This window comes from Coleofasciculus sp. E2-BRE-01 (assembly GCF_040221695.1).
Taxonomy (GTDB): Bacteria; Cyanobacteriota; Cyanobacteriia; order Cyanobacteriales; family Coleofasciculaceae; genus Coleofasciculus.
In genome coordinates this window covers 36,405-58,390 of the sequence record NZ_JAVKEA010000060.1, presented here as the reverse complement: position 1 = coordinate 58,390, position 21,986 = coordinate 36,405, and the positions used below count along the sequence as shown (strand labels likewise).

The following is a 21,986-nucleotide window of genomic DNA, read 5'->3' as shown; positions in this document are numbered from 1 at the left end:
AATTTCTCATAAGGAGCTTCCCATTTTAGATTTTATCTTTATCCATTTGTGACCTATATCACTACCTAAGCTGATCACAGATCACGATTTGCCTTTTAGAAAAATCACAAACTATCTTTTAGGACGATCACAAAATTGATCTAGAAAATCATTCATAATGATGACAACAAAAATGAACATTTAATATTTGTGAAGTCAATGAACGTTACTCTGCCTCAGACACATATCGAAGATTTAGTGACTAAGGTTTTAATTAATCGCTGCATTACCCCCTCCGATCAGCAATTTTTAAAATGTGCTTTACTGTATAAAGATAGCTTAAAGGAACATGAACGAATTCTGATTGAACGAGTTTTTTATGGGATACGACATGGATTACTGGAAATCCTTGAATCTACATCGGTTTAGCGATTGTTCGAGATAGATAAATTCCAGAAAGTTGGGCTGGGCGTGTTCCCACCTATAAAACCTTGTCCTCGAACGAAGTGAAGGAGCCGGAAGCGTAATCCGTAAAATTGCTACAAAGGAAGCCTACACCGATCCTAAGGGTAAGGTGTAGGAAGATGTCACGAGTGTATTCTACCATTGGGCATGATAGTTCCGGCTATGGAGGCGTCACTTAAGTCCGCTCCCATTAAATTCGCGCCAATTAAGTTAGCCCCATTCAGATTGGCATGACTCAAGTTAGCATTCGTTAAATAAGCCAAAAGCAAACCTGCTCGCTGGAGATTCGACTCAGCTAAGTTGGCATGTTCTAAGTTCGCCTCTAGCAAATTAGCCCCTGACAAATTGGCTTTATATAAATTAGCTCGGTTTAGGTTGGCTTTGCTGAGTTGGGCGCTCTGCAAATTGGCGTTTTTGAGGAGCAATCCACTGAGATTGGCGAGACTGAGATTCGCATTTTGCAAGTGAGCGCCAGTCAGATTAGCCCCCGTAAGATTCGCGTGACTCAGATTCGCACAACTCAAGTCAGCCCTTGACAAATTAGCATGACTCAAATCAGCGCCCTTGAGATCCGCATCACTCAAGTCAGCCCCGGTTAAATTAGCATCTCGCAAATCTGCCCGATGTAAATAGGCTCGAATAAAGCAAGCGCCTCTCAGGTTTGCTCCCCTTAAATCTGCTTGGCTAAGAATGGCTCGATTTAAGATGACTCCCTGCAAGTCTGAGGCTTGGAGACTCGCGCGACTGAAGCTAGCTCCCGTACAGTTTGCCTTTGCCAGTTTTGCTCGTTTCATTTTGGCATCGATCAGACTTGTGCCAATTAAAGTAGCATGTCGTAGATCCGCATCAAGTAGAGTAGCGCCCGTGAGAATCGCACCACTCAAATCTGCTTCCCTGAGAATTGCAGCCGTCAGATCGGCTTGGGAAAGCGTGGCTTCAATCAATAGTGCATTCTTGAGATCAGCCTTACTTAAATCTGCATCTTTAAGCTGAGCGCCAATCAGTTTAGCTTTGGCTAAATTAGCTTGCTGCAAATGGGCAGCACTCAAATTAATGCGACTCAGGTTTGCTTCAGTTAAATCGGCTCTGATCAAATTAACTCCGGGGAAATTGCGTTCTCCAGTTTCGTGCAAGTTCAGAATTTTTGCTTTAGTTAAACATTGACTTAATTTCATAAAAACGCTTAAGTTTATGAATTTTTGTTAGCTACAGGCTATCCATATTAGGGTTAGCAAAATGTTTTGAATTGGGATTTACATTCTCCATGAATGAAATCGCAAATAAATTCCAATAAGGATAAGATTGCCCTAAAAAATTGGCATCGTCAAAACGAGTAAACTTGTTTTCTCTAGGGTCGGTTTTAATGTAAATTAAATCCATATCCCTATAAAAACATTAGATACTGAGTGCCATGATTCCTGAACAAGTTCGATAGACTAATCATTATTAATGATTATCTTTGTCTTGCAATCAATGAACATAAATAAGCTTGTGGCAACTCTGTGGGTATCACCTCCAAAAGTTGGCATAATCAAAGCCAAAACAATAGGTGGAATTTATCGCTATTAACGGTTTTAGTTCTCACCAATTCCTGAGTCTAGGGCGGTATAAATAAGTAATCAGCGAATACCTTATTTATACCCTGTCCCTTGGGAAAACTGGAGTTTTTTCTAAGGGGAAAACTACGGTCTTCACGGTAAAGGTGGTTGAAGCGATATAAAGCTAATCAATATCCCGATCTTGAATCAGGAGATAACTGCTCACCGATATTGGTTATTCCAACCGCTACAAAAAATCTTTTCCTGACGATAAATTTTCATGCCAACCAGGTCTGGGCATTAAGCTAGAAAAATCGCTGCTCGTTAATGCCCTAGTGAATTTTACTGCTGCGCCCAAGTCTGGAGAAGGCGTCATACCGTTGGAGTTGAATTGCGTTAGTTTGTTGTTGTAACCGATCGCCCAATTGTCAGTCGCGATAAAGGGGCTTCCTTAAATAGCCATCGGTCTCCCGATTAGAGATCCCCTCAGACTATACGTCGCCGACAGGCTGACTTCGATTGGCTCAAAGGATGGCAAGAAGCCACATTGATAAAACTCATGTTTTAAAGATAATCCCTGGGTGTCAGATCCGGCAAGGTATGATTCATGGCAAAATGGGGCGAAGATGCCCATTCCGCTCAAAAGTCATCCCCAAGACGTTCTCATTGCTGTTATTGGGAGTTGAAAGAACAATTTTTGATTCACGAGTATGGTAGACTCTTGTGATACAGGTTTTACAAACAAGCAACGTTCACCTCTATATGATTCCCTAGGGGCAAACGTTCCGGATGTCTACCCCACACCATACCGATGATAACCACTGCCTCATCCGACCCAAAGCTCTTTGGCTATTGGGCTTATCTAGCTATTGAAAAACATTTCCAGAGAACCGTTCAGTATGAAACTGATGTTCTCAAGGATAAAGATCCCGAAGCGCTACACCAAATGCGCGTAGGGATGCGACGGCTACGGACAGTGGTGAGCGGTTTTGCCCCAGCCCTGGTATTACCCAAAGCTGCTCGTGAGAAAAAGATTGCTAAAGTGGCGCGACGGTTGGGACAACTGCGGGATTTGGACATCATGCAAGATGCGCTACAAAATCAGTATCTGCCCACTTTGCCCAACTCTGAACAAAAAATAGGCAAAAAAGTATTAGCAACGTTAGAAAAACGGCGTCACCAGGTTTTAGTTCAAGTTCAGAAAACTCTCAAGGATAAACCCTATCAGGAAATGAAACGGGCATTTCAAGATTGGTTGCAGACGCCGACTTACGGAATTTTTGCCGAATTTCCAATTGATCAGATTTTGCCGGATTTACTGTTACCGTTTGTGAGTCAGTTTTTCCTCCACCCCGCGTGGCTTATGGGTGTACACCTTTCAGACGGACAGAAGCAGGTGGCTCAGGATCTGAGTTTAGAGGATGTGGTTGAACTGTTCAGTGTTCAGGGTTCAGTGTTGCACAGTTTGCGGAAACAAGCCAAACGAGTGCGTTATCAGATGGAATTATTTACTGACTTTTATGACACGCCTTATCAGGATTATGTGAAAGAGATTAAATCGATTCAGCGTATTTTGGGACAGATTCAAGACAGTTTCGTCTTGGCAGAATTTCTGTCGGATTGTCTGAACTCAGAAATTAAGAAGAAACTGCCAACGCTGGTAGAGCAGTTGAGTGGCGATCGTTATCAATTATGGCAGGAATGGCGATCGCTCCAGGAACGATATCTCCTTCCCCAAACCCGCAAGGACTTGCGTCTAATTGTTGTACACCCAGTAGAGAGCGGGACTCACACCTCATCGGTTAATATCCAAGACGCACAACATGCCAATTTGAGTACATAAGATTAAATATTGAGATGATTTAATCTGTTGATTACCGAGCCTTTACCTTGATTGCTTACAGTAGAGCTGCCCTGCTATACCAGCTTGTAAAAATCTGGCTGGAGAGAGTTGCAGCCCATGATTCCAACTTCCAGAGCCGTTTTGGACGTAAACCCGACTCAATCTCTTGGTCAAGCCGAACTTCAAGATTCACGTCGATTGCATTTTTATGCTAAAGGCGACAAAATTCCCATAATTTCTCAAGGAGTTTGGCAGGTTTGCCAAGGTTTAGTTCAGCTCAGTACGCTTTGCCAGAATGGGGAAGAAGTGTGGCTAGGTTGGGCAGAACCTTCAATGTTTTTTGGTCGTTGGTTTTCTCTGCTGAGTGCTTACCAAGCGACGGCATTGTCTGACGTACATCTGATTTGGTTTTCTATAGAGGAGATCAATGCTTCACCGCGATTGGCTCAGATGATATTACCGCAAATCGTCCACCGGATACGCCAAACTGAAGCACTCCTCGCGATCGCGGGTCAGCGTCGAGTTGAAGATCGTTTACAACACTTGTTGCGGTTGATGCAACAGGAAATGGGTCAACCTGTACCCGACGGGACTCGTTTGAAGATGCGCCTGACGCACCAAAACCTTGCCAATGCGATCGGTACGACTCGTGTCACCGTCACCCGACTCCTGAACAAGTTAAAAAATCAGGGCAAGATTAGCTTTGACAGCGATCGCCACATTATCATTAAACAAGGTAGCTTCAAAAATGTTGCTGAGTGGTGAGGAACTAGATCGCCGACTTCTGCAAGAACTTCAGGATCTGGACTAGCCAAAGCCAGATCTTAGATGCAGCCGTTTTGAGCTTCATGATTCTGTCCTCCGTCTTTCCAGGACGAAGGATAAATTTTTTTGTCAATATCTGCTATATCTTCTCGGGTTGAACGCCAGAGAACGCCACTGTCAGAGAAATTTAGGCATTCCATGACAAACAATAAGTCACTTAATGCGATCGTTTATCCCGATCCGGCGTAGACTATCTCTACTGACAAGGAAGCGATAGTGGCGAATGAATCGCGTCTTATGAGAAAACTTGTTTTCATGGTATTCATCCTCACAGGTATAATACAAACAATAGTTAAGCTATCGATGGGGATTGGGAATTGCCAAAGTATGTGTAACCCCAGTCAAATCACACGTTAAATTTTTCAGGAGTAAGCCCCTGTCTTTGGAGACGATTTCAATTCCACCAGCTACAGGTAAACAACCAGTGGGACTGGTTGTAGTGTTGCATGGCTGGGGAGCTAATGCTAAAGATTTGCAACCTCTAGTGCCAGAATTGGCTCTATCTAACTACCATGTCTTGCTACCTAATGCACCCTTTGCTCACCCACAGGTGGCTGGAGGCTATATGTGGTATGACTTGGAACGAGAAGACTATCAAGGCTTGGCACAAAGTCAGCGTCTATTGACAGACTGGCTAAAGTCTTTGGAAAGTCTCACCGATATTCCTCTTGCCTCTACGATTATGATGGGCTTTTCTCAAGGGGGAGCCATGGCTCTAGATGTTGGGTTACATTTACCCTTGGCGGGTTTAGTGTCAATGAGTGGTTATTGGCATCGCACGCCTCAAGAGATTGAACCTCCCTTGCCCCCGGTTTTAATCGTTCATGGTAGACAAGATAATGTTGTTCCTTTGAGAGTAGCTCATCGATTGCGGGATTATTTACTAGCGCTAGGTGCGCCGATGCAGTACAAAGAGGTGGATATGGGGCATGAGATTGCACCTGAAGTGGTGGAAATTGTGCGGGATTTCATTCTGGTTAATACATGAAATAGGAAACAGGGGGAGTTGGGGGAGATGGGGGAGATGAGGAAGATGGGGAAGATGGGGGAGATGAGGGAGATGAGGGAGATGAGGGAGATGAGGGAGATGGGGGAGATGGGGAAGATTGGGGAGATTGGGGAGATTGGGGAGATTGGGGAGATTGGGGAGATTGGGGAGATTGGGGAGATTGGGGAGTTAACTCAACATTTAGTCAGGGCGGGTTTTGTACTAAAGTTACTATCAATCGCCGACAGAAAGTCCCTAAACCCGCCCCTACAAACCGGGTTTTGTACTAAAGTTACTATCAATCGCCGACAGAAAGTCCCTAAACCCGCCCCTACAAACCGGGTTTTGTACTAAAGTTACTATCAATAGCCGACAGAAAGTTCCTAAACCCGCCCCTACAAACCGGGTTTTGTACAAACGTTACTATCAATCGCGACAAGAGAGTCCCTAAACCCGCCCCTACAAACCGGGTTTTGTACTAAAGTTAATATCAATAGCCGACAAAAAGTCCCTAAACCCGCCCCTACAAAGTCGGTTGTCTTGAGCGAAGTGAAGGGACACCCAATCTCCAATTAAAACTCACGTCGGGAGAAAATCAGAATCGCGATCGCAAGCAGCAAGATCGTGTAGAGTATGGCATAAACGGCATGTTCTAAAAGCTTTACAGAGGAAGGAAGCAAGCCATAGACTGCCTCATTTTTCAAATTTAGACGGGATAAATCGGGTAAGATTAGGTAAAGACCCTGGGTTATCGTCTCAATCGTCGCATTTTCGCTGAGTTTGCCTAACTCCTGCACATCGCGACTCAAATGTCCCATTAAATAAATGCCGAAGGTTAGGAGTGTGGCTAGGATTGAGCTGGTAAACACACCAAACATTAGCGCTACGGCGACAATTAGGCTTAACTCTAAAAACTGATAAAGCTCTGAAATCAGTAGGCTACCTAAGGGGTAATTAATGCCATTAAAACTGAGGATAGCTAAGTAAATAGCTGTCATGGCGATAACCAAAACAGCTAGGACTCCCAGTAACCCTAAATGCTTGCCAATAATTAATTCTGATCGTGAGATAGGTTTGGGAATTAAAACCAACACGGTGCGTTTTTCGATTTCCTTATTAATTAAACCTGTCCCAACAAATATGGCAACCAGCACTCCCAACACACCAATCGCCGCTAGACCTAAATCCATAAATATTTTATCTTCTGTGGTGGCGGCTACTTCCCTCAGGAGTGGTAACGTAACCACCAACAGCAAGGCAAAAAAGCCAATCACATAAAAGATGCGATCGCGAATGACTTCCTGAAACCCATTTGTCGCAATTGTCCAAATTCTACCTACAGTTTTTGTTGCCATTTATCTGATGTCCTTTGTCTTATGTCAACTCATTGGTTGCATCAATAATTTATAGAGTTGGTGATTGAGAGGTAACAATCGGTTCAGCGACGCGCCATCCTTCTACCGGATCACATTCTATCTGACTGACAAGACTAATACCGATGTCAGTTTGGCGATTGACGGATATTATCTGACAAGACTTGGTGAGTAAGTTTGGTTGAATTTGCGATCGCGGACCTTCCCAAAAGGCTTTTAGTTCTAAGTTATACCCCGACTCCCGCAGTGAAATCTCTCCAAGTTCCACTTGCCACAAATTGTCTTCTTTGATATCGGGGGAGTTAATTTCTTGCCTCACTTGAGTGGCAATCTGCTCAATCTGCTCAATCAGTTGTTCGCGTTCCCGAAGCAGAAGAATTTGTTCAACGTCTGACCAATCTTTGTTATTGATCTGTTCTTCTAAGCGAGATGCTACTAAATCCAAAATGGTCGTCCCACGGGGTAGCCTTTGCCTCGATTCATCGGTGGATAGTCTGACCACAAAGGCACTTTTTTCAAATGTATCAGACGCAATTGTGGGATATTGAACTAACCAGTCTTGTACCAAAAAATAGAATTGAAACCAACTGCTTAGTATCAACTGACTCGTGAATAACCACACCAGCGGTTGACGTTTGTCTCTATCGGGAATTTTGGGTTTGAAATTCTCACCTAAACAAGTGGGCAATGCGGCAATTACTGCCGATATCAGGGGCCAGACCACTAAAGCATAGGCTGGCAATTCGCCTGTAACAATGCCAAAAATATAAATGGTAACCAACGCACCTGTAATCCAGGGACTTAAGAGGATTTTACCAATGCTGATGTCTTTATTGCTAGTTGTTGCCCAATAGACACCTAAAATTAAAAACCACCAACTAAAACTCGCTAATATAATTGTAAAAATATTCGTCGCCAGAAATGACATTGCCCACGAGAATACGCTTAACCCGATCAGGGTCTGCCAAGAGAAAGCTGTGTCCGGGTTAAAGATTTCAAATATAGTTCTTAGGAGGTTATTTGCCCAATTTAATATATTGTTTAAAATTTTCCTAATCATTGGTTTAATTTGAAGCTAATGGTAAGAAATTTGGAAGTCGTTAGAACAGACTGAAAACCGTTTAAATTCAGTATTTATAGGTTGAATATCGCTTAGAATAGAGTATTCAATTCAAGAATATTCAAGTCCATAAATCGTAAGACTAAAATCAGCAAAATAGCACTGTAGCTATAGGCATTAGCCAGTAGCAAAGCAAAGGCAGGATTGGGTTTAGGCTTGGTAATCTTCCGCTTGGGTTGATTAAACAAGCCAGGTCTTTTGTTAGATATATCGGAACTCATTTCAAACTGTTCTGGTTGATCATGAATCCATTGCTTTATCAGTTCAAATCCGATTATTTTGATAATAAAGCTAAAAAAGAAAATCATGATACCAATCGAAATTAGTTGAGGATTTGGTGTATTTAATTGACTACCTAGGGGATGATCAAAGAAAATAAAATTTACAATTTGAATTCGCAAAAGTTGAGGCAACAAACTTTCTAGAACTAAAAAGGTTAACCAACCCAGGACAACGCTCCACAAATTCAGCGAGGTAGCATATTGCACACTGGTTTTACGAGTAAGGTTTAGCCGTCGGTGCAAGACCCTGGCTTCTAGGGCGATCGCGACCAACAGGAATAAGATTTGAAAGAGAATAAGTTGGAGGGGTAAAACAATAGTTAGGTTATCTACCATAATGGTTTCCGTTTAATCGATGGTATCAGTTCCTCGTTCGTCATACTCGCTTTCCTTAGAGGCGATCAATGTTACATCCTGGGAACCTCTGACATTCCGCCTTATTCCTCCTAACGACGACGGGGATAACTGTCTGGCTTGTTTATACTATATTAGATTGGCAGGGATAAGAGGATAAATATTATTCTTACCATTCCCGGTTATATCGCTAAACTGAGTTGGGGTAAAGTCTTAAGGATCGTCAATGACTAGGACAGGTATTGGTATTCGCACGGCGGCTGAGCGTACAGAACGGATCACGGGTCAGATTCATGTTTACGATGGCATCGGTAAGGGGAAGTCTCAAGCCGCATTGGGCGTGGTTTTGCGCTCAATTGGTTTGGGGATCAACTGTGCGGAATCCAGTCGGGTCTTATTGTTACAGTTTCTTAAGGGACCGGGACGGAACTATGATGAGGATGCGGCGATTGAGGCGTTGCGACGGGCGTTTCCTCACTTGATTGATCAGGTTCGCACGGGACGAAGTGAGTTTTTTACCCAAGAGGAAGTGACGCGGTTTGACACGTTAGAGGCGCAGCGCGGTTGGGATGTGGCGAAAGGCGCGATCGCGTCCAATCTCTATTCGGTTGTGGTGCTGGATGAGTTGAATCCGTTGCTGGATTTGGGGTTACTCCCGGTTGAGGAGGTGGTGCAAACCCTGAAAAATAAACCGCCGTCTCTGGAAGTGATTGTCACGGGACGCGGAACACCGCCAGCGCTGTTGGATTTGGCGGATTTACATAGTGAGTCGGTTCCTCATGATCATCCGGTTTCTCGGGAACAGGGAATTGAGGGAATTGAAATTTATACTGGTGCGGGGAAGGGAAAATCGACCAATGCGTTAGGGAAAGCGTTACAAGCCATTGGTCGGGGAATTAGTACAGATAAATCCCACCGGGTGATGATTATGCAATGGCTGAAGGGAGGAAGCGGATATACCGAAGACGCCGCGATCGCAGCATTGCGTCAAAGTTACCCGAATCTGGTGGATCATCAGCGTTGTGGTCGAGATGCGATCGTTTGGCGGGGACAGCAGCAGATTTTGGATTATGTGGAAGCGGAACGGGGATGGGAAATTGCTAGGGCGGCGTTAGCGTCAGGGTTGTATAAAACGATTATTCTGGATGAACTGAATCCGACGGTTGACTTGGAACTGTTGCAGGTTGAACCGATTGTCGAGGCGCTGTTACGCAAACCTCGTGATACGGAGGTTATTATTACAGGTCGTTGTAAAAATCAACCCGCTTATTTTGAATTGGCGACGGTTCATTCGGAGATGATTTGTCATAAGCATTATTGTGACAAAGGGGTGGATTTGAAGCGAGGGGTGGATTTTTAAGGTATTTGTCTTATGTCATTTGTCATTTGTCATTTGTCTTATGTCATTTGTCCTACTCAAGGGAGCGCCAAGCAAGCTATGTTATTTGTGAGGGAACAGTTTGTCTCCACTAACTGATCGGTTTTACACCTGCGGCACTTGTCTTTATCCTTTGTATAACAGGCATTACAGCTAATAATCCTCAAAGGAGCGATCGCGCTGTTGAACTCCTAAAGATAGAGCCTAGTCTGAATTTGAGTTCCTCCTTAGGTTTGAGTGCGATTCTATCTCACGAGTGATGGTTTTCCCGGTTCTGTGTTGATACATTAGTAATAGAAAAGGAAAACGGCACTGGATGGAGGTTGTTCCGCTGTGATCCATTGTCGGACATCGAGGGAGAGCGACGTCAGATGTCTGGACAGTGCCGGATACGCGATAGCTGAGGCGGTTGTGGAGTTTTTGTCGCTTCCTCCACTTCATCACTACCAATGGGGGACTAAACTCCCCATCAGAGCGGTCAAAGGTAGTGAACGCCTAGAGTCGTGACTTTTAATAAATGAATATATCTACTCGAACCGTCTTGGTTAATGTCCAAGGCGGTTTGTGCTGTATTGGTGAGGGAACGAGATTTCCAGTGCCTGAGCGATTAACGAACTCGAAGCAAAACTCAATCCATTAACAACAGGGAGAAATTAATGGAAGCTGCCGCGCGTCAGGTGTTGGTGGCGTAATTTTATCGGTCTGGAGTCGGTGAAAAGCTGTTCCAAGATGACTTCTGTCGATACCACCTTTTATCAAAAAGTCTGCATCAGCGATTTAGAGGCACAATCGCTTAAAATGAATAAAAACTATTGAGCCGTAGAACTCCTTTATCATCCCCTAGCCTCATTAATGTAATTCAGATCAATAAAATGTCACATAGATGGATATACATTTTGCCATTTCTAGCGTTGTTCGCTCAGATTTGGGTTGGGCAAAGAGCTGAAGCACGACCCTATCCCGATAATTTAGGTATTTGTTACTTATTTCAAGATGATGTCTTAGACCTGATTCAACCTTGTGTAATTTCTCAAGGTTACGGTACTGGGGAACATTATACGATACTTCATTGGTCTAACGGCAAAAAAACAACAATTTTAATCAATGTTACCGAGCAACATGGTGTCACTGTAGATGGAGAAAAGGCAGAAAGCTACATTCGTGATAGTAGTTGGTATAACCGAGTTGAGCAGCCTGATTCAGATGATGATGTGATTTTCTGTGAACGTATCTTAGCAACTGATAATAGTGTTTGTTATAAGACAACTGCCGAGTAGTCAGTTGACTAACAAGGCACCATTGTAGAGACGTTGCATGCAACGTCTCTACATAAATGATGTATCCTAACCGCTATGGCAGTTGCTATAATATCCGCTTGAATACTCATAATTAGGAAGGACAAATGACGTAGCTTGCTTCTCGCGAAGCGAGTTCTCTATCTTTAACTTTTATTGTCCCCACCTACTTAACCCTCTTTTTGCTGCAAAAATTCCTGTAAATCCCTCTGCACCTGCTGATATAATTGCGGCGACTCACCCTTTAACCCAATTAAACTATATAACTTTACCGTCCCCGTCCGCCCTCGCACTTCTTCTTCCCCCACTGACACCACCTCAACCTCATCTTTGACAACCTGATACAGAGAATCAGTAATCAAAATATCTGTGCCAAATTTCTTCGTTAACCCCTCTACCCGACTCGCCACATTCACCGCATCCCCAATCACCGCATATTCTCGACGACGCTGAGAACCAATATCCCCAGCAATTAATTCCCCATAGTTAATTCCAATTCCATTAAATAACGGAATTCGTTCTTCCTGACGCCATTCCTCGCGCAACTGATGCAAGGCTTTTCGCATCCCTAATGCCGCACGAATGGCATTCATCGCATCGGTTTCTTCCCCCTCAGAGACTGGACAACCAAACTCTGCCATTACCGCATCGCCAATGAATTTATCCACGGTACCGCCAGCATCTAAAATCACCTCAACCATGTCATTGAGATATCGATTCAGTTGTCGCACTAATCGGACAGGCGAGATTTGGGAGGAAAGGGTGGTAAATCCGCGAATGTCGGAGAATAAAATAGCGGCTTTTAATTTACGTCCTTTGAGTAATTCCTGATAATCATCGTGCTGCTTGAGAATTTCTTGAACGACAGGTGCGGCGACATACCGTTCTAAGGTACTGCGGAAGCGACGTTTTTCAATTTGATCCCCAATGAAAAGTGCTGTAAAGTAGGAGAAACTATTGAGCGTCATCGCGATCGCAGGGACGGCAATGGGAAAAATCAGTTTGGCGCTGCTATAGCCTAAAAATGCTAGTCCTACCCAAACCACTGCCATCCCCAATCCCCAAAACAAGCTTGCCGCAGTACGTCGGGGGAGTTTATACAACAGGATAGCGGTTCCCCCAACCAGGACAAACACAAACAATCCCTCTAGCCATGGATTCGAGATAGCGACGGCAATTGAACGTCCTTCCATTAAGGTGGCGATCGCGTTAGCATGAAGCTCTATCCCTGGCATGTTTAACTGGATAGGTGTCGGCACAAAATCACCGATATTTTGTTCATCGGCTGTTGTGCCAATCAAGACAATTTTGTCTTTAAAGGTTTCTTCTCGTAAATGCACGTCCCATATATCTGATGCCAAAACCTGCCAAAAGGGAATGGTAGTAAAAACACCTTGATTCTGAGTTGGGGTTCCGTAGAAGAAAACCTGACTCCCTTTTGGGGGTGGATAGCTAACATTTGCCATGTCTAACGTCGCTTTAGCAAATGAAGGAATCATTTCTAATCCCAACGGTTGCAGAATTTCTCGGCTGTATTCATTCCCCAGCCGATACACATTCCCATCCACCTCTGGGGGTAAAAAGTTGACTAAACCCAGTTGCACCGCATCTGGATAAAGTTCGGGTAACGGCTTATACAACTCAAACGTGGTAAAACCTTGGGGATCAATGGTATCTTCGTAGACAGCCGCTAGCACGATGCGATCGCTATATTTAGTTAATGCTTGTTTAAACGGCTGATCATCCTCAGCACCATACCCACTGGGAAGATCAAACAGTAAATCAAAAGACACTGACTTAGCACCCGCCGCCATTAACCGTTCAAGTACCTCAGCATAAGCGGTTCGCTTCCAGGGAAACGGTGGTGTTAGCAACTCCACAACCAAGGCTTTATTCGGATCAACGGGATTGCTGTAGCGTTCTGATGCCGTCAACGATTGATCATCAATCGCTAAAATTACAATATCATCAGGCGGTACAACGGGTCCGCGTAATTCAATGAACCACTTTTGGCTTTGCCGTTCAGCTAGCTGTATAAGTGTTCCCTGCCAAATCGTTACTCCAGCACCGACAATCGCCCAGAATGCCATTAGCATCAAACCAATTAGTTCTGGACGCCAAAACGGTTGGGAATGACTCCGACGGCGTCGTCGAATGCGTTTTCGTCGTTGTTTTTCTAGCCATTGCCACCAGTGATTCATCGCCCTGACTCCACCGCTTAAAAAGGATTGGGAATTGACGGCACATTGTCTCTTAATACATCGGGAATCTCTATTTGCGGAAACTGCTCATTCAAAACCTCTTCAAGTTTATCAATTCCCGGAATTTGAATATCAAAGCCTTCAAACAAAGCCCCCGTAACAATTTTTTCAATTTCGTCTTTTGACAGGTCTATTACCGTCCCTAACACCCCCTCCGGACTAATATTAATCCCTTGACCTTGACGTAACAAAACGGGCTGAGGGTTCCACAAATTATACCGTTCGCTCAAGGCGACTTCGCCCTGTAAAACCTTCACTTGTGCTTGTTCATTGTCATCAACTTCCATCAAATAAACGGTTCCCCGCGTCACAGCAGTAATCGAACCGACACATCCTTGCGCCCCCGAAACGACACTTCTACCACTTCGTAGCCGCACACAGCGACTCCCCACCGTGAGTGCCGAATTTTGTCCAAGTCGCACCCCCGCATTGTTATTAAACAGCAAATTTACCCGTGTTTCTTTGGTACTCACTGTTTGTCCCAATGTAGCAACCGCATTAACTTTGGCGGGTTTGTTTTGGATATACGCTTGATTTCCCCCTAAAATCTCTACAATTTTGGCTTGACTAATTCGTTGCGCTGATGCTGGCGGATTGTGCCATCCCAATGCCATCACGATTAACAAACCACTGATAAAACTGACTAAAGATTGCCACCTCAATCTCCTCCCTGGCATCAACGTCTTAGTTGGCTCACCGTGATTCCCTGCTAATTTTACTCTCTGGGTTAAACTGAGAATCTGTTTCTTGAAATTAACCCAACTTCTCAGCCTAAGTTTATCGTTCATAGACGCTGATTAACGTTAAATTTTTGTCCGAACTCTATGATATCAAAGACTTAGACAGATCCAATGCTTACCAATGACATAAGACCAACTAGGTTTCCGACGTTTCATTCGCTACCCCTTGCACCACTAAAACAGAACAAGGAACATGGTGAACCACATGATTACTGACACTGCCTAAAAGCACTTCAGTTAAACCCCGACGACCTCGACGACCAATAACCACTAAATCAGCATCCCAACTTTTTACCAAGTCTCGAATTGCACTCCCAGCATCTCCAATTTTACACGTCCATTCTGTTGCCACACCTTCATCTGTTGCCTTCTGGCAATAGCCAGCTAGCCATTTCTGAGTTTCATCCGTTTCCTTTCTCATTTTTTCTTGCATACGACGGGAGAAGTCAACCAATTCTCTCCCAAACATATCTCCATAAAAACCTACACCTTGGTTTTCTACAGGCAGGCAATGAAAGAGCATCAATGCTGCCTTTTCTTGTTTGGCTAGATCGAGGGCTTGGGTAAAGATTCCCTCAGTTTGAGGGGAATGGTCAAGGGCGACTAATATTCTTTTATAGGTCATCAGTGTTATCTCCTAATTTTTAAGTCACAGTTGTAAGTGTTGAGTGTTGAGTGTTTATCCTTCGCTTCGCTAGTTGGACATAGTTTTGACCCTTGACTTCGTTCAGAGAACCTAATTTATAGGGGCGGGTTTAGGGATTTTCGTTTCGCTGTTGATGACAACGTTTATTCAAAACCCGCCCTGACTGAACCTAGAGTCTCTCCGCTTAACTTAACTGGCGAACAAATTTCTCCAATCGATCCATACCCTTTTCAATGGATGGCATATCAGTAGCATAGGACAGACGGATACAGTTATCGACACCAAAGGCAATACCGGGAACTGTCGCTACTTTCTCAGCCTCTAAAAGGCGATTACAAAACTCCAGGGATTGGAGTCCAGTTTTGCTAATATCGGCAAAGACGTAGAACGCCCCATTGGGTTGAGAACAACGAATTCCCGGAATATTATTCAGGCGTTCGTATATGACTTGTCGGCGTTTAGCAAAGGCAAGGCGCATTTCTTCTACACAGTCTTGGGGATTTTCCAGGGCTGCGATCGCGCCATACTGAGCAAAGGTACAAACATTAGAGGTACTGTGGCTTTGAATCGTGGTAACTGCCTTAATTAAATCCACAGCACCCGCTAAATACCCCACCCGCCAACCTGTCATCGAGTAGGCTTTGGCAAACCCATTACTGGTAATCGTGCGCTGAAAGATATCTGATCCAATAGCACCAATACTCAAATGTTGAGCGCCATCGTAAAGAATCTTTTCATAAATTTCATCCGAGACGACTAGAATATCCCGTTCCACAATCACTTGGGCAAGGGCTTTGAGTTCCTCTGGGGTATACACCATCCCTGTAGGGTTCGAGGGAGAATTGAGGATAAATAGCTTGGTTTGGGGCGTAATCGCCGCCTGGAGTTGCTCTGTGGTGATTTTATACCCCGTTGACGCATCCGTTTGCACAATGATCGGCGTACCCCCTGCCAGTTTGACCATTTCCGGATAGGAAAGCCAATAGGGGGCGGGAATAATCACGTCATCCCCCGGTTCAATCAGCGCTTGCATTAAACCAAACAGGGAATGCTTACCGCCATTGGTGACAATGATATTGTCCGGCTGGTACTCTAACCCATTATCTCGGCGCAGTTTATTCGCGATCGCTTGCCGTAATTTCGGTTCCCCAGCGGCGGGTCCATATTTTGTTTTCCCCTGATCTAGGGCTTGTTTCGCCGCCGCCTTAATATGAGCCGGGGTATCAAAATCGGGTTCCCCTGCGCTAAAACTACACACATCCAAGCCCTCGGCTTTCATTGCCTTAGCTTTGGCGGAAATCGCTAGGGTGAGAGAGGGAGAGACTTGACCAACTCGTGCTGCTAACTGCATGTTTTCTCAACTTAAACGACTAGACGGTGTGTGAAAAGCACCTGAGAAAGTAGGGTAAGGGCAGGTGTGGGTTGTGGACGAAAGGTTCAAAGCATTATAGCGATGTCTCAACCCGCCCTTCCTCTGTGCAGACACCTTTTTCAACACGCTCTGAGGAAATATACTACTTGATCTCCGTCTAATTACCTATTTTTCATCCCTCCTCTAGATTAGTTATGGTCGTTCAACTTAAGAACGGGTAACTTGAGCTGATATGACATATATCGCTATAAAAACGCTCAAACTCTCAACAATTGAGTAAACAGGAAGATTTAAATTTGTTAACTTACGTTAACAAAAACTTACAAATTATATCTTTCCTAAACTGATGTATTTTTTTGCATGGTTTCAGCCACAACAACAGAGAACTTGAATTACTATTTTTATCAATATCAAGATATTGCTATCAGTCGTGAGGATGGTTGTAGATGTTAGACGTAGAACGATACTACCGAGTCTTAGACCTAGACCCTAGTGCCTCACCCGAGGAAGTCCACCAAGGGTATTTAGACATGACGTGGGTATGGCACCCTGACCGTTTTGTGGGTCATCCCCGTCTACAACAGAAAGCCCAGTACAAGTTGCAAGAACTGAATGAAGCCCATGAATGTTTGCGTTATAAATCGGCGGCTAACGGTAGAAAAATGGGTCGTAAGTCAAAATACTCAGCCTCACCACCGTCAGCCCGTCATGCACCATCCCCAGGTTTATCCAAATCGCCAACCCAACGGAAGCCAGGAAAAAAGGCTCCGCCAACGGTTAACACCAGGAAACCACCGATTCATTTTAAAGCCAATCCCATTGATGATTGGTTAGATTAACATTGGGGAATGTGGAAAGTCTTTCAGCTAACTATTAACACTCAATCAGCTCCGCAAAAGTGCAGCTTCTGGTTGATCGGTGAGTAACTCAATAATCTGATCGGTGTAGTTTTGAAACGCCGACAAACGCTTAATGTTCAGCCTACGTCCATCAGAATTATCAGTTACGCGATCGCGAGGTAAATCAATCGTCAGTTCTCCTTGAATTGTACCCGGTTGCGTCGTCAGCACATAGATGCGTTGGGAGAGAAACACCGCTTCCCCTACATCATGGGTAATCATCAAAATCGTTGTACCCGTTCGTTGCCATAATTGCAGCAGGAATTGCTGCATGGCTTCGCGGGTTTGCACATCTAACGCGCCAAAGGGTTCATCCAGGAGTAAGACTTTCGGTTGACAGGCTAACGCCCGCGCGATCGCGACTCGCTGTTTCATTCCCCCGGAGAGTTCTTTGGGTAGTGCTTTAGCAAACTTCGATAATCCCACAACTTCTAAATAATAGGATATCTGCTGCCGTCGTTGCGCTTTGGAGAGTCCCTGTAACTTTAAACCAAATCCCACATTATTGGCTACTGTCATCCAGGGATAGAGGGTATAACTTTGAAATACCATCCCTCGATCTGCACCGGGTCCAGTAACTCGCACGCCATCGACACAGATTTCACCTGCCGTTGGTTGATCCAACCCGGCAACTAGACGTAATAACGTTGATTTCCCTGAACCTGATGCACCAACTACACTCACAAATTCACCCGTTTCAATGTGCATATTGATATCTTTAAGGGCAACTGTGACATCCTTACGAGTGGAGAATTGTTTATAAAGTTGAGAAACAGTTAATTTTAGCTTTTTCATTTGTTGTTAGTTATTAGTTGTTTCAATCCTTAATCTATAGTCCATTTACAGGATACTCGCAGCAACAATCTAAATAATAAATCGAAGCTTAGACCAATTAATCCAATAACAATGAGTCCAGCAAAAATTTGATCGGTTCTCAGAAATCGCTGTGCCACACTAATCCGGCGTCCCAATCCTTCAGTTGCTGCCACTAATTCTGCTACAATCACTAAATTCCAAGAGGCGGCAATATTAACCCGGCAAGCATCAATGATGCTGGGCAGAATAAAGGGTAAAATAACATTCAGTAAAACTTGATGGCGTTTTCCCCCTAACGTATAAGATGTTTCAATTAACTCCTTGGGGACAAACTTCACCGAATCCATGATCATCAGTGTATTAAAAAATAACGTTCCGATGAAAATCAGCAAAATTTTCGGCGTTTCTCCAACACCAAAGTATAAAATGAGTAACGGAATAAAGGCTGGCGCAGGCATATACCGCACAATTCCAATAATCGGTTCCATTAACGCCCGAATACTGGCAAAGGTTCCCATGAAAGTTCCCAAGGGAATAGAAATCAACGCGGCGAGGAGAAAACCACAGAGAACCCGAAATACACTTGCTACAATATCCTGGGGCAAATCGCCACTTGTCCAAAGTGACACAATCGCTTGCCAAACATTCTCTGGTGTCGGTAAAAACAGAGGCTCAACCCACCCCGAATGAGAAACTAGCCACCATAACCCAAACGGAATACCGATAGACAACACCATCAATGTCCAGGTCAAGGATTTGGGAATATCTTCGGCAATGCGCCAAAATAGGGTAGGTTTCAGTGTTTGAGGAGAAGATTTTACCTCTCTTGTACACAAATTTTCAGGAGTCCGAGTCATTAGGATTTACCAGAAACGATTGGCTGTGATTATCTACATTATCTTCTTAGGTCAATACACAACGGGTTCTTGTGGATAAACATTCACAATGAATGACGACAACCCCGATTGTGTATGAGAGCAAATCAGCCCCGAATAGATTTAGGTTTTCTGGTTCTCAGCATAGGCTTTGACAAAGCGATTATCTAAAAGTTGATCCAAATCAGGGGCTTGTTCAATCAAACCCGTTTCTAGCAGGAATTCACTAATTTCTGTAGCCGCATACGGCAGAGAGGTCATGTCATTTCCCGGTTCAAATGCCGCTAAATTATCCTCAATACTAAAAATAGTAGTGCCAGCATCGTATTCCTTATATTCCTCCACCGTAACTCCCGCTCGTTTGGCTAAAATCTGCAAAGATTTTTCCGAATTTTTATCCATAAAATCCAGCGTATTAAACCACGTATTGACTAAAGCTTGTACCGCTTCCGGGCGTTCCTCAACCATTTGCCGACTCACAACGAGATGATCAGGAATTGCACCGGGAAAGTCTTTTGAACTAAACAACTCTTTACTCCCAGAACGTTCTAATGCCTTGGTTGTAAACGGCGCAAATACACCCACAGCATCCACCTGTCCGGCAACAAAGGCGGCGGCGGCTGCCCCTGTTTCTAAGGGTTTGATTTCCACATCCTCTGGAGACAATCCAGCTTCTTCTAAACCCAATAGTAAAAGGAAATGATCAACTGTCCCCTCTTCTATTGCAATCGTTTTTCCGGCTAAATCCTTGACCTCATCAATCCCCTCACGAACAATAATTTTATCATTTCCGGTTGAATTATCATTCACCAAAACAATGACTTGATCTGAGCCAGCCGCAACAGAGCTAATCGTGTCATTTAATGTTTGGGTATTGGCATCTAACTGACCTGCGGCTAGGGCATTAATTGAATCCAGATAGCCATCAAACCACTTCAAATCTACTTTCACATCATTGGCGGCAAAGAGTTGTTCTTCCTCAGCGATTTGCCAGGGAAACCAACCGGGCCACGCACTGAATCCCATCTGAACGGCTGGTGTTGAAGGGGATTCAGAGGTAGAGACATCAGTAGCAGGAGTACAGCTAACCGCAATCGTTAAACTGACAAAAAATAAGGTAAACCAGGTAACAATAGTCCGAATTTTCATAGTTTTAAACTCCACATTGAATACTTGATCGGGGCGGGTGTAGGGTGCGTTAGCGTTAGCGTAACGCACCATTTCAAAAGATAGTAGTGAAACCCGCCCCTACACCCCCCACTCTAAAAGCTCTTTACCTTAAGTTGACACCAATGGTCGTGAAACCCACCCCTACACACTCAAAACTTCCTTAATTAACCCGAACTAAGCGGATTTCTGTACGCTGTTGACGGGGATCTGTCGGCGGAATTCCAGACAGGGGTTGATTAAAGCCTTTGCCTTCTGCGACAAAGTTATGCTTAAGACCACGATTTTTGAGATAGTTCACGACAACTTGGGCGCGTTGTTGACTTAAGGTTTGGTTCAGCGCTGCTGCCCCTGTTTTTGAGGTATGACCAATCACCCGCACGGCTAAAGTTTGGGGATTAAACTCCTGAATTTCAGTGGCTAACTGATTCAGGGTTTGTTGCCCTTGACTGGTTAATGTTGCTGAACCGACACCAAATTTAACTTCGCCTCGCACTTCTAAGTTGCCAATATCCGGTGCATCGGTAATCTGTTGGGCGGAGACTTGCGGCACAGCAGCAACGGTTTCCCCCTTCCCAGAAAGTCGGTCTGCTAGTTCTGGGTTATCGGCACGCACTAAGCTAATTAAGGTTTCGGTATTATTGGCGGCTTTGGTGAGAAACTGAGATGAAAATAAGCTCTGGGGGGCTTGCGGAACATCATTTAATCGACCCGCTAAAACTAATACGGCGGCGGTGGAACCAATTCGTTTTTCTAGGATATTATCACTCATCCATTGCTGGGCTTCAGAGGCAGTAAAAAAGTCAATTCCCTGTAAAACGGCACTAGCTTCACTAGAAGATAATTCCCCATCTTCTGCGATTTGCGTTTTTAATTGGGAGGGTTCGCGAACATTTACATCAATTCGGCGATAGTAGGCTTCCAGTAATTCTGAAATTTTCTCAGGTTGAGACTCAATCAAGGGATTGGATGCCACAATCACATCCACAATCGCTTGGGGTGCATCCTGACTGGATAAAACGACAGTATGCCCTTGTTTTTTGGCTTGGGTGACATAGGGTTCCCAAATCACCGCCACCGCCACATTCTGATTGGGATCTTGTAAAAGTTGCCACGCCTCAGACGCATCAGTGACTTTTTCGACTTGAAAATCAGCCAGCTTAAACGCCTCAAACTTGGTACTCAACACCAGCGCCAGGTACTCACTGGGGGTATCGCCCGCAAAGGTGAGGGTTAACTGTCGTCCTTGCGATCGCTCTTGCTCAACTAATTGCTTAAGATCTAAGAGTGACTTCAGGTTTGGATATTTCTTCGTATTCAGCACAACGGCATCAGCGCCTACCGTGCGGTCAATCAAGCCAATAATTTGTCCTTCGGGTTGTTGTTGCAGGAACTGATCTAATGTCGTGACTAATAAATCGGCTTTTCCCTGATTCAATAATTCAGCCCGTTTAGCTTGATCAAACTCATCTTGATAGCGCAGTTTCAGCCCAACCTCTTCTAATGCTTCTTGAAACGGCTGACTGCGAAACGTGCTATAGCCGCTGAATGTATCTCCCAGAATTCTCAGTTCACCTTTGGCAGCTTTGGTTTGAGTCTGACTTGACAGATTAGGAACTAGATCAGGTGCCGCCTTACTCAACACCCACAGACCCCCTCCAATCAGACCCAAGGTAGCGGCTAAAGCTAAAATCAATACCAGCGGATTATCGCGTTTACTCATAACCTATAATCGACCTATTCTATTTCACTATGCTAGCGGTTGATTTAT

The 21,986-nt window shown here is 44.3% G+C and carries 21 protein-coding genes; 8 read left to right on the top strand and 13 right to left on the bottom strand.

Features of this window, described 5'->3' with window-relative positions; translation table 11 throughout:
- Positions 1–198 precede the first annotated feature (198 nt).
- Positions 199–408 carry a hypothetical protein gene (locus tag RIG66_RS07690; protein WP_446376764.1) on the top strand — a complete coding sequence of 70 codons (210 nt, stop codon included), beginning with the start codon at positions 199–201 and terminating at the stop codon, positions 406–408.
- Positions 409–566: 158 nt separating this feature from the next.
- Here the strand turns inward: RIG66_RS07690 and RIG66_RS07685 are convergent, their stop codons facing one another.
- Both RIG66_RS07685 and RIG66_RS07680 read right to left on the bottom strand, forming a co-directional pair.
- Positions 567–1,619 carry a pentapeptide repeat-containing protein gene (locus RIG66_RS07685; protein WP_446376762.1) on the bottom strand — a complete coding sequence of 351 codons (1,053 nt, stop codon included), beginning with the start codon at positions 1,617–1,619 and terminating at the stop codon, positions 567–569.
- Positions 1,620–1,650: 31 nt separating this feature from the next.
- Positions 1,651–1,824: a hypothetical protein gene (locus RIG66_RS07680; RefSeq protein WP_446376760.1), complete on the bottom strand. Its 174-nt coding sequence runs from the start codon at positions 1,822–1,824 to the stop codon at positions 1,651–1,653.
- Positions 1,825–2,793: 969 nt separating this feature from the next.
- Here RIG66_RS07680 and RIG66_RS07675 point away from each other — a divergent pair.
- The 4 genes from RIG66_RS07675 to RIG66_RS07660 all read left to right on the top strand — a co-directional run bounded on the left by RIG66_RS07675 (position 2,794) and on the right by RIG66_RS07660 (position 5,992).
- Positions 2,794–3,825 carry a CHAD domain-containing protein gene (locus tag RIG66_RS07675; protein ID WP_446376758.1) on the top strand — a complete coding sequence of 344 codons (1,032 nt, stop codon included), beginning with the start codon at positions 2,794–2,796 and terminating at the stop codon, positions 3,823–3,825.
- Positions 3,826–3,942: 117 nt separating this feature from the next.
- Complete coding sequence (locus RIG66_RS07670) at positions 3,943–4,590, top strand: Crp/Fnr family transcriptional regulator (protein ID WP_446376756.1); 648 nt, start codon at positions 3,943–3,945, stop codon at positions 4,588–4,590.
- Positions 4,591–5,026: 436 nt separating this feature from the next.
- Positions 5,027–5,638: an alpha/beta hydrolase gene (locus tag RIG66_RS07665; RefSeq protein WP_446376786.1), complete on the top strand. Its 612-nt coding sequence runs from the start codon at positions 5,027–5,029 to the stop codon at positions 5,636–5,638.
- 90 nt (positions 5,639–5,728) lie between these two features.
- Complete coding sequence (locus RIG66_RS07660) at positions 5,729–5,992, top strand: hypothetical protein (RefSeq protein ID WP_446376754.1); 264 nt, start codon at positions 5,729–5,731, stop codon at positions 5,990–5,992.
- Between the two features lie 218 nt (positions 5,993–6,210).
- Here the strand turns inward: RIG66_RS07660 and RIG66_RS07655 are convergent, their stop codons facing one another.
- The 3 genes from RIG66_RS07655 to fraC all read right to left on the bottom strand — a co-directional run bounded on the left by RIG66_RS07655 (position 6,211) and on the right by fraC (position 8,748).
- Positions 6,211–6,993 carry an ABC transporter permease gene (locus tag RIG66_RS07655; RefSeq protein ID WP_446376752.1) on the bottom strand — a complete coding sequence of 261 codons (783 nt, stop codon included), beginning with the start codon at positions 6,991–6,993 and terminating at the stop codon, positions 6,211–6,213.
- A gap of 49 nt (positions 6,994–7,042) precedes the next feature.
- On the bottom strand, positions 7,043–8,071 hold the full coding sequence (locus RIG66_RS07650) for a DUF5357 family protein (protein WP_446376750.1): 1,029 nt from the start codon (positions 8,069–8,071) through the stop codon (positions 7,043–7,045).
- Positions 8,072–8,163: 92 nt separating this feature from the next.
- Complete coding sequence (gene fraC, locus RIG66_RS07645) at positions 8,164–8,748, bottom strand: filament integrity protein FraC (protein ID WP_446376748.1); 585 nt, start codon at positions 8,746–8,748, stop codon at positions 8,164–8,166.
- A 244-nt stretch (positions 8,749–8,992) separates the two neighbouring features.
- Between fraC and RIG66_RS07640 the strand changes: the two genes are divergently transcribed.
- Together RIG66_RS07640 and RIG66_RS07635 are read left to right on the top strand one after the other, a co-directional pair.
- Positions 8,993–10,126, top strand: coding sequence for a cob(I)yrinic acid a,c-diamide adenosyltransferase (locus tag RIG66_RS07640; protein WP_446376746.1), 1,134 nt, complete (start codon positions 8,993–8,995; stop codon positions 10,124–10,126).
- A gap of 914 nt (positions 10,127–11,040) precedes the next feature.
- Complete coding sequence (locus RIG66_RS07635; protein WP_446376744.1) at positions 11,041–11,421, top strand: hypothetical protein; 381 nt, start codon at positions 11,041–11,043, stop codon at positions 11,419–11,421.
- 188 nt (positions 11,422–11,609) lie between these two features.
- Here RIG66_RS07635 and RIG66_RS07630 read toward each other — a convergent pair whose 3' ends face one another.
- The 4 genes from RIG66_RS07630 to RIG66_RS07615 all read right to left on the bottom strand — a co-directional run bounded on the left by RIG66_RS07630 (position 11,610) and on the right by RIG66_RS07615 (position 16,437).
- A complete protein-coding gene (locus RIG66_RS07630; protein ID WP_446376742.1) occupies positions 11,610–13,640 on the bottom strand; it encodes a CHASE2 domain-containing protein in 2,031 nt (676 codons plus the stop codon).
- Positions 13,641–13,657: 17 nt separating this feature from the next.
- Positions 13,658–14,488, bottom strand: a complete 831-nt coding sequence (locus RIG66_RS07625) for a hypothetical protein (protein WP_446376740.1) — start codon at positions 14,486–14,488, stop codon at positions 13,658–13,660.
- Between the two features lie 88 nt (positions 14,489–14,576).
- Positions 14,577–15,065: a universal stress protein gene (locus RIG66_RS07620; RefSeq protein ID WP_446376738.1), complete on the bottom strand. Its 489-nt coding sequence runs from the start codon at positions 15,063–15,065 to the stop codon at positions 14,577–14,579.
- Between the two features lie 205 nt (positions 15,066–15,270).
- Positions 15,271–16,437 carry a pyridoxal phosphate-dependent aminotransferase gene (locus RIG66_RS07615; protein ID WP_446376736.1) on the bottom strand — a complete coding sequence of 389 codons (1,167 nt, stop codon included), beginning with the start codon at positions 16,435–16,437 and terminating at the stop codon, positions 15,271–15,273.
- Between the two features lie 467 nt (positions 16,438–16,904).
- On the opposite strand from RIG66_RS07615, the gene RIG66_RS07610 reads away from it, so the two are divergent.
- Complete coding sequence (locus RIG66_RS07610) at positions 16,905–17,297, top strand: J domain-containing protein (protein WP_446376734.1); 393 nt, start codon at positions 16,905–16,907, stop codon at positions 17,295–17,297.
- Positions 17,298–17,342: 45 nt separating this feature from the next.
- Here RIG66_RS07610 and RIG66_RS07605 read toward each other — a convergent pair whose 3' ends face one another.
- From RIG66_RS07605 to RIG66_RS07590, 4 genes are all read right to left on the bottom strand, one after another.
- Entirely contained in the window at positions 17,343–18,152 is an 810-nt protein-coding gene (locus RIG66_RS07605; RefSeq protein ID WP_446376732.1) for an ABC transporter ATP-binding protein, read from the bottom strand.
- A 29-nt stretch (positions 18,153–18,181) separates the two neighbouring features.
- A complete protein-coding gene (locus RIG66_RS07600; protein WP_446376730.1) occupies positions 18,182–19,030 on the bottom strand; it encodes an ABC transporter permease in 849 nt (282 codons plus the stop codon).
- A 141-nt stretch (positions 19,031–19,171) separates the two neighbouring features.
- Positions 19,172–20,197 (bottom strand): ABC transporter substrate-binding protein, encoded by a 1,026-nt coding sequence (locus RIG66_RS07595; protein ID WP_446376728.1) that lies wholly within the window; start codon positions 20,195–20,197, stop codon positions 19,172–19,174.
- Positions 20,198–20,378: 181 nt separating this feature from the next.
- Positions 20,379–21,938: an OmpA family protein gene (locus RIG66_RS07590; RefSeq protein ID WP_446376726.1), complete on the bottom strand. Its 1,560-nt coding sequence runs from the start codon at positions 21,936–21,938 to the stop codon at positions 20,379–20,381.
- Between the last annotated feature and the right edge of the window lie 48 nt (positions 21,939–21,986).

What these genes read in the sequence shown, in the direction of transcription:
- RIG66_RS07690 (WP_446376764.1), top strand. Translation starts at nt 199, where the DNA reads ATGAACGTTACTCTGCCTCAGACACATATCGAAGATTTAGTGACTAAG.
- RIG66_RS07685 (WP_446376762.1), bottom strand. Translation starts at nt 1,619, where the DNA reads ATGAAATTAAGTCAATGTTTAACTAAAGCAAAAATTCTGAACTTGCAC.
- RIG66_RS07680 (WP_446376760.1), bottom strand. Translation starts at nt 1,824, where the DNA reads ATGGATTTAATTTACATTAAAACCGACCCTAGAGAAAACAAGTTTACT.
- RIG66_RS07675 (WP_446376758.1), top strand. Translation starts at nt 2,794, where the DNA reads ATGATAACCACTGCCTCATCCGACCCAAAGCTCTTTGGCTATTGGGCT.
- RIG66_RS07670 (WP_446376756.1), top strand. Translation starts at nt 3,943, where the DNA reads ATGATTCCAACTTCCAGAGCCGTTTTGGACGTAAACCCGACTCAATCT.
- RIG66_RS07660 (WP_446376754.1), top strand. Translation starts at nt 5,729, where the DNA reads ATGAGGGAGATGGGGGAGATGGGGAAGATTGGGGAGATTGGGGAGATT.
- RIG66_RS07655 (WP_446376752.1), bottom strand. Translation starts at nt 6,993, where the DNA reads ATGGCAACAAAAACTGTAGGTAGAATTTGGACAATTGCGACAAATGGG.
- RIG66_RS07650 (WP_446376750.1), bottom strand. Translation starts at nt 8,071, where the DNA reads ATGATTAGGAAAATTTTAAACAATATATTAAATTGGGCAAATAACCTC.
- fraC (WP_446376748.1), bottom strand. Translation starts at nt 8,748, where the DNA reads ATGGTAGATAACCTAACTATTGTTTTACCCCTCCAACTTATTCTCTTT.
- RIG66_RS07640 (WP_446376746.1), top strand. Translation starts at nt 8,993, where the DNA reads ATGACTAGGACAGGTATTGGTATTCGCACGGCGGCTGAGCGTACAGAA.
- RIG66_RS07630 (WP_446376742.1), bottom strand. Translation starts at nt 13,640, where the DNA reads ATGAATCACTGGTGGCAATGGCTAGAAAAACAACGACGAAAACGCATT.
- RIG66_RS07625 (WP_446376740.1), bottom strand. Translation starts at nt 14,488, where the DNA reads ATGAACGATAAACTTAGGCTGAGAAGTTGGGTTAATTTCAAGAAACAG.
- RIG66_RS07620 (WP_446376738.1), bottom strand. Translation starts at nt 15,065, where the DNA reads ATGACCTATAAAAGAATATTAGTCGCCCTTGACCATTCCCCTCAAACT.
- RIG66_RS07615 (WP_446376736.1), bottom strand. Translation starts at nt 16,437, where the DNA reads ATGCAGTTAGCAGCACGAGTTGGTCAAGTCTCTCCCTCTCTCACCCTA.
- RIG66_RS07610 (WP_446376734.1), top strand. Translation starts at nt 16,905, where the DNA reads ATGTTAGACGTAGAACGATACTACCGAGTCTTAGACCTAGACCCTAGT.
- RIG66_RS07605 (WP_446376732.1), bottom strand. Translation starts at nt 18,152, where the DNA reads ATGAAAAAGCTAAAATTAACTGTTTCTCAACTTTATAAACAATTCTCC.
- RIG66_RS07600 (WP_446376730.1), bottom strand. Translation starts at nt 19,030, where the DNA reads ATGACTCGGACTCCTGAAAATTTGTGTACAAGAGAGGTAAAATCTTCT.
- RIG66_RS07595 (WP_446376728.1), bottom strand. Translation starts at nt 20,197, where the DNA reads ATGAAAATTCGGACTATTGTTACCTGGTTTACCTTATTTTTTGTCAGT.
- RIG66_RS07590 (WP_446376726.1), bottom strand. Translation starts at nt 21,938, where the DNA reads ATGAGTAAACGCGATAATCCGCTGGTATTGATTTTAGCTTTAGCCGCT.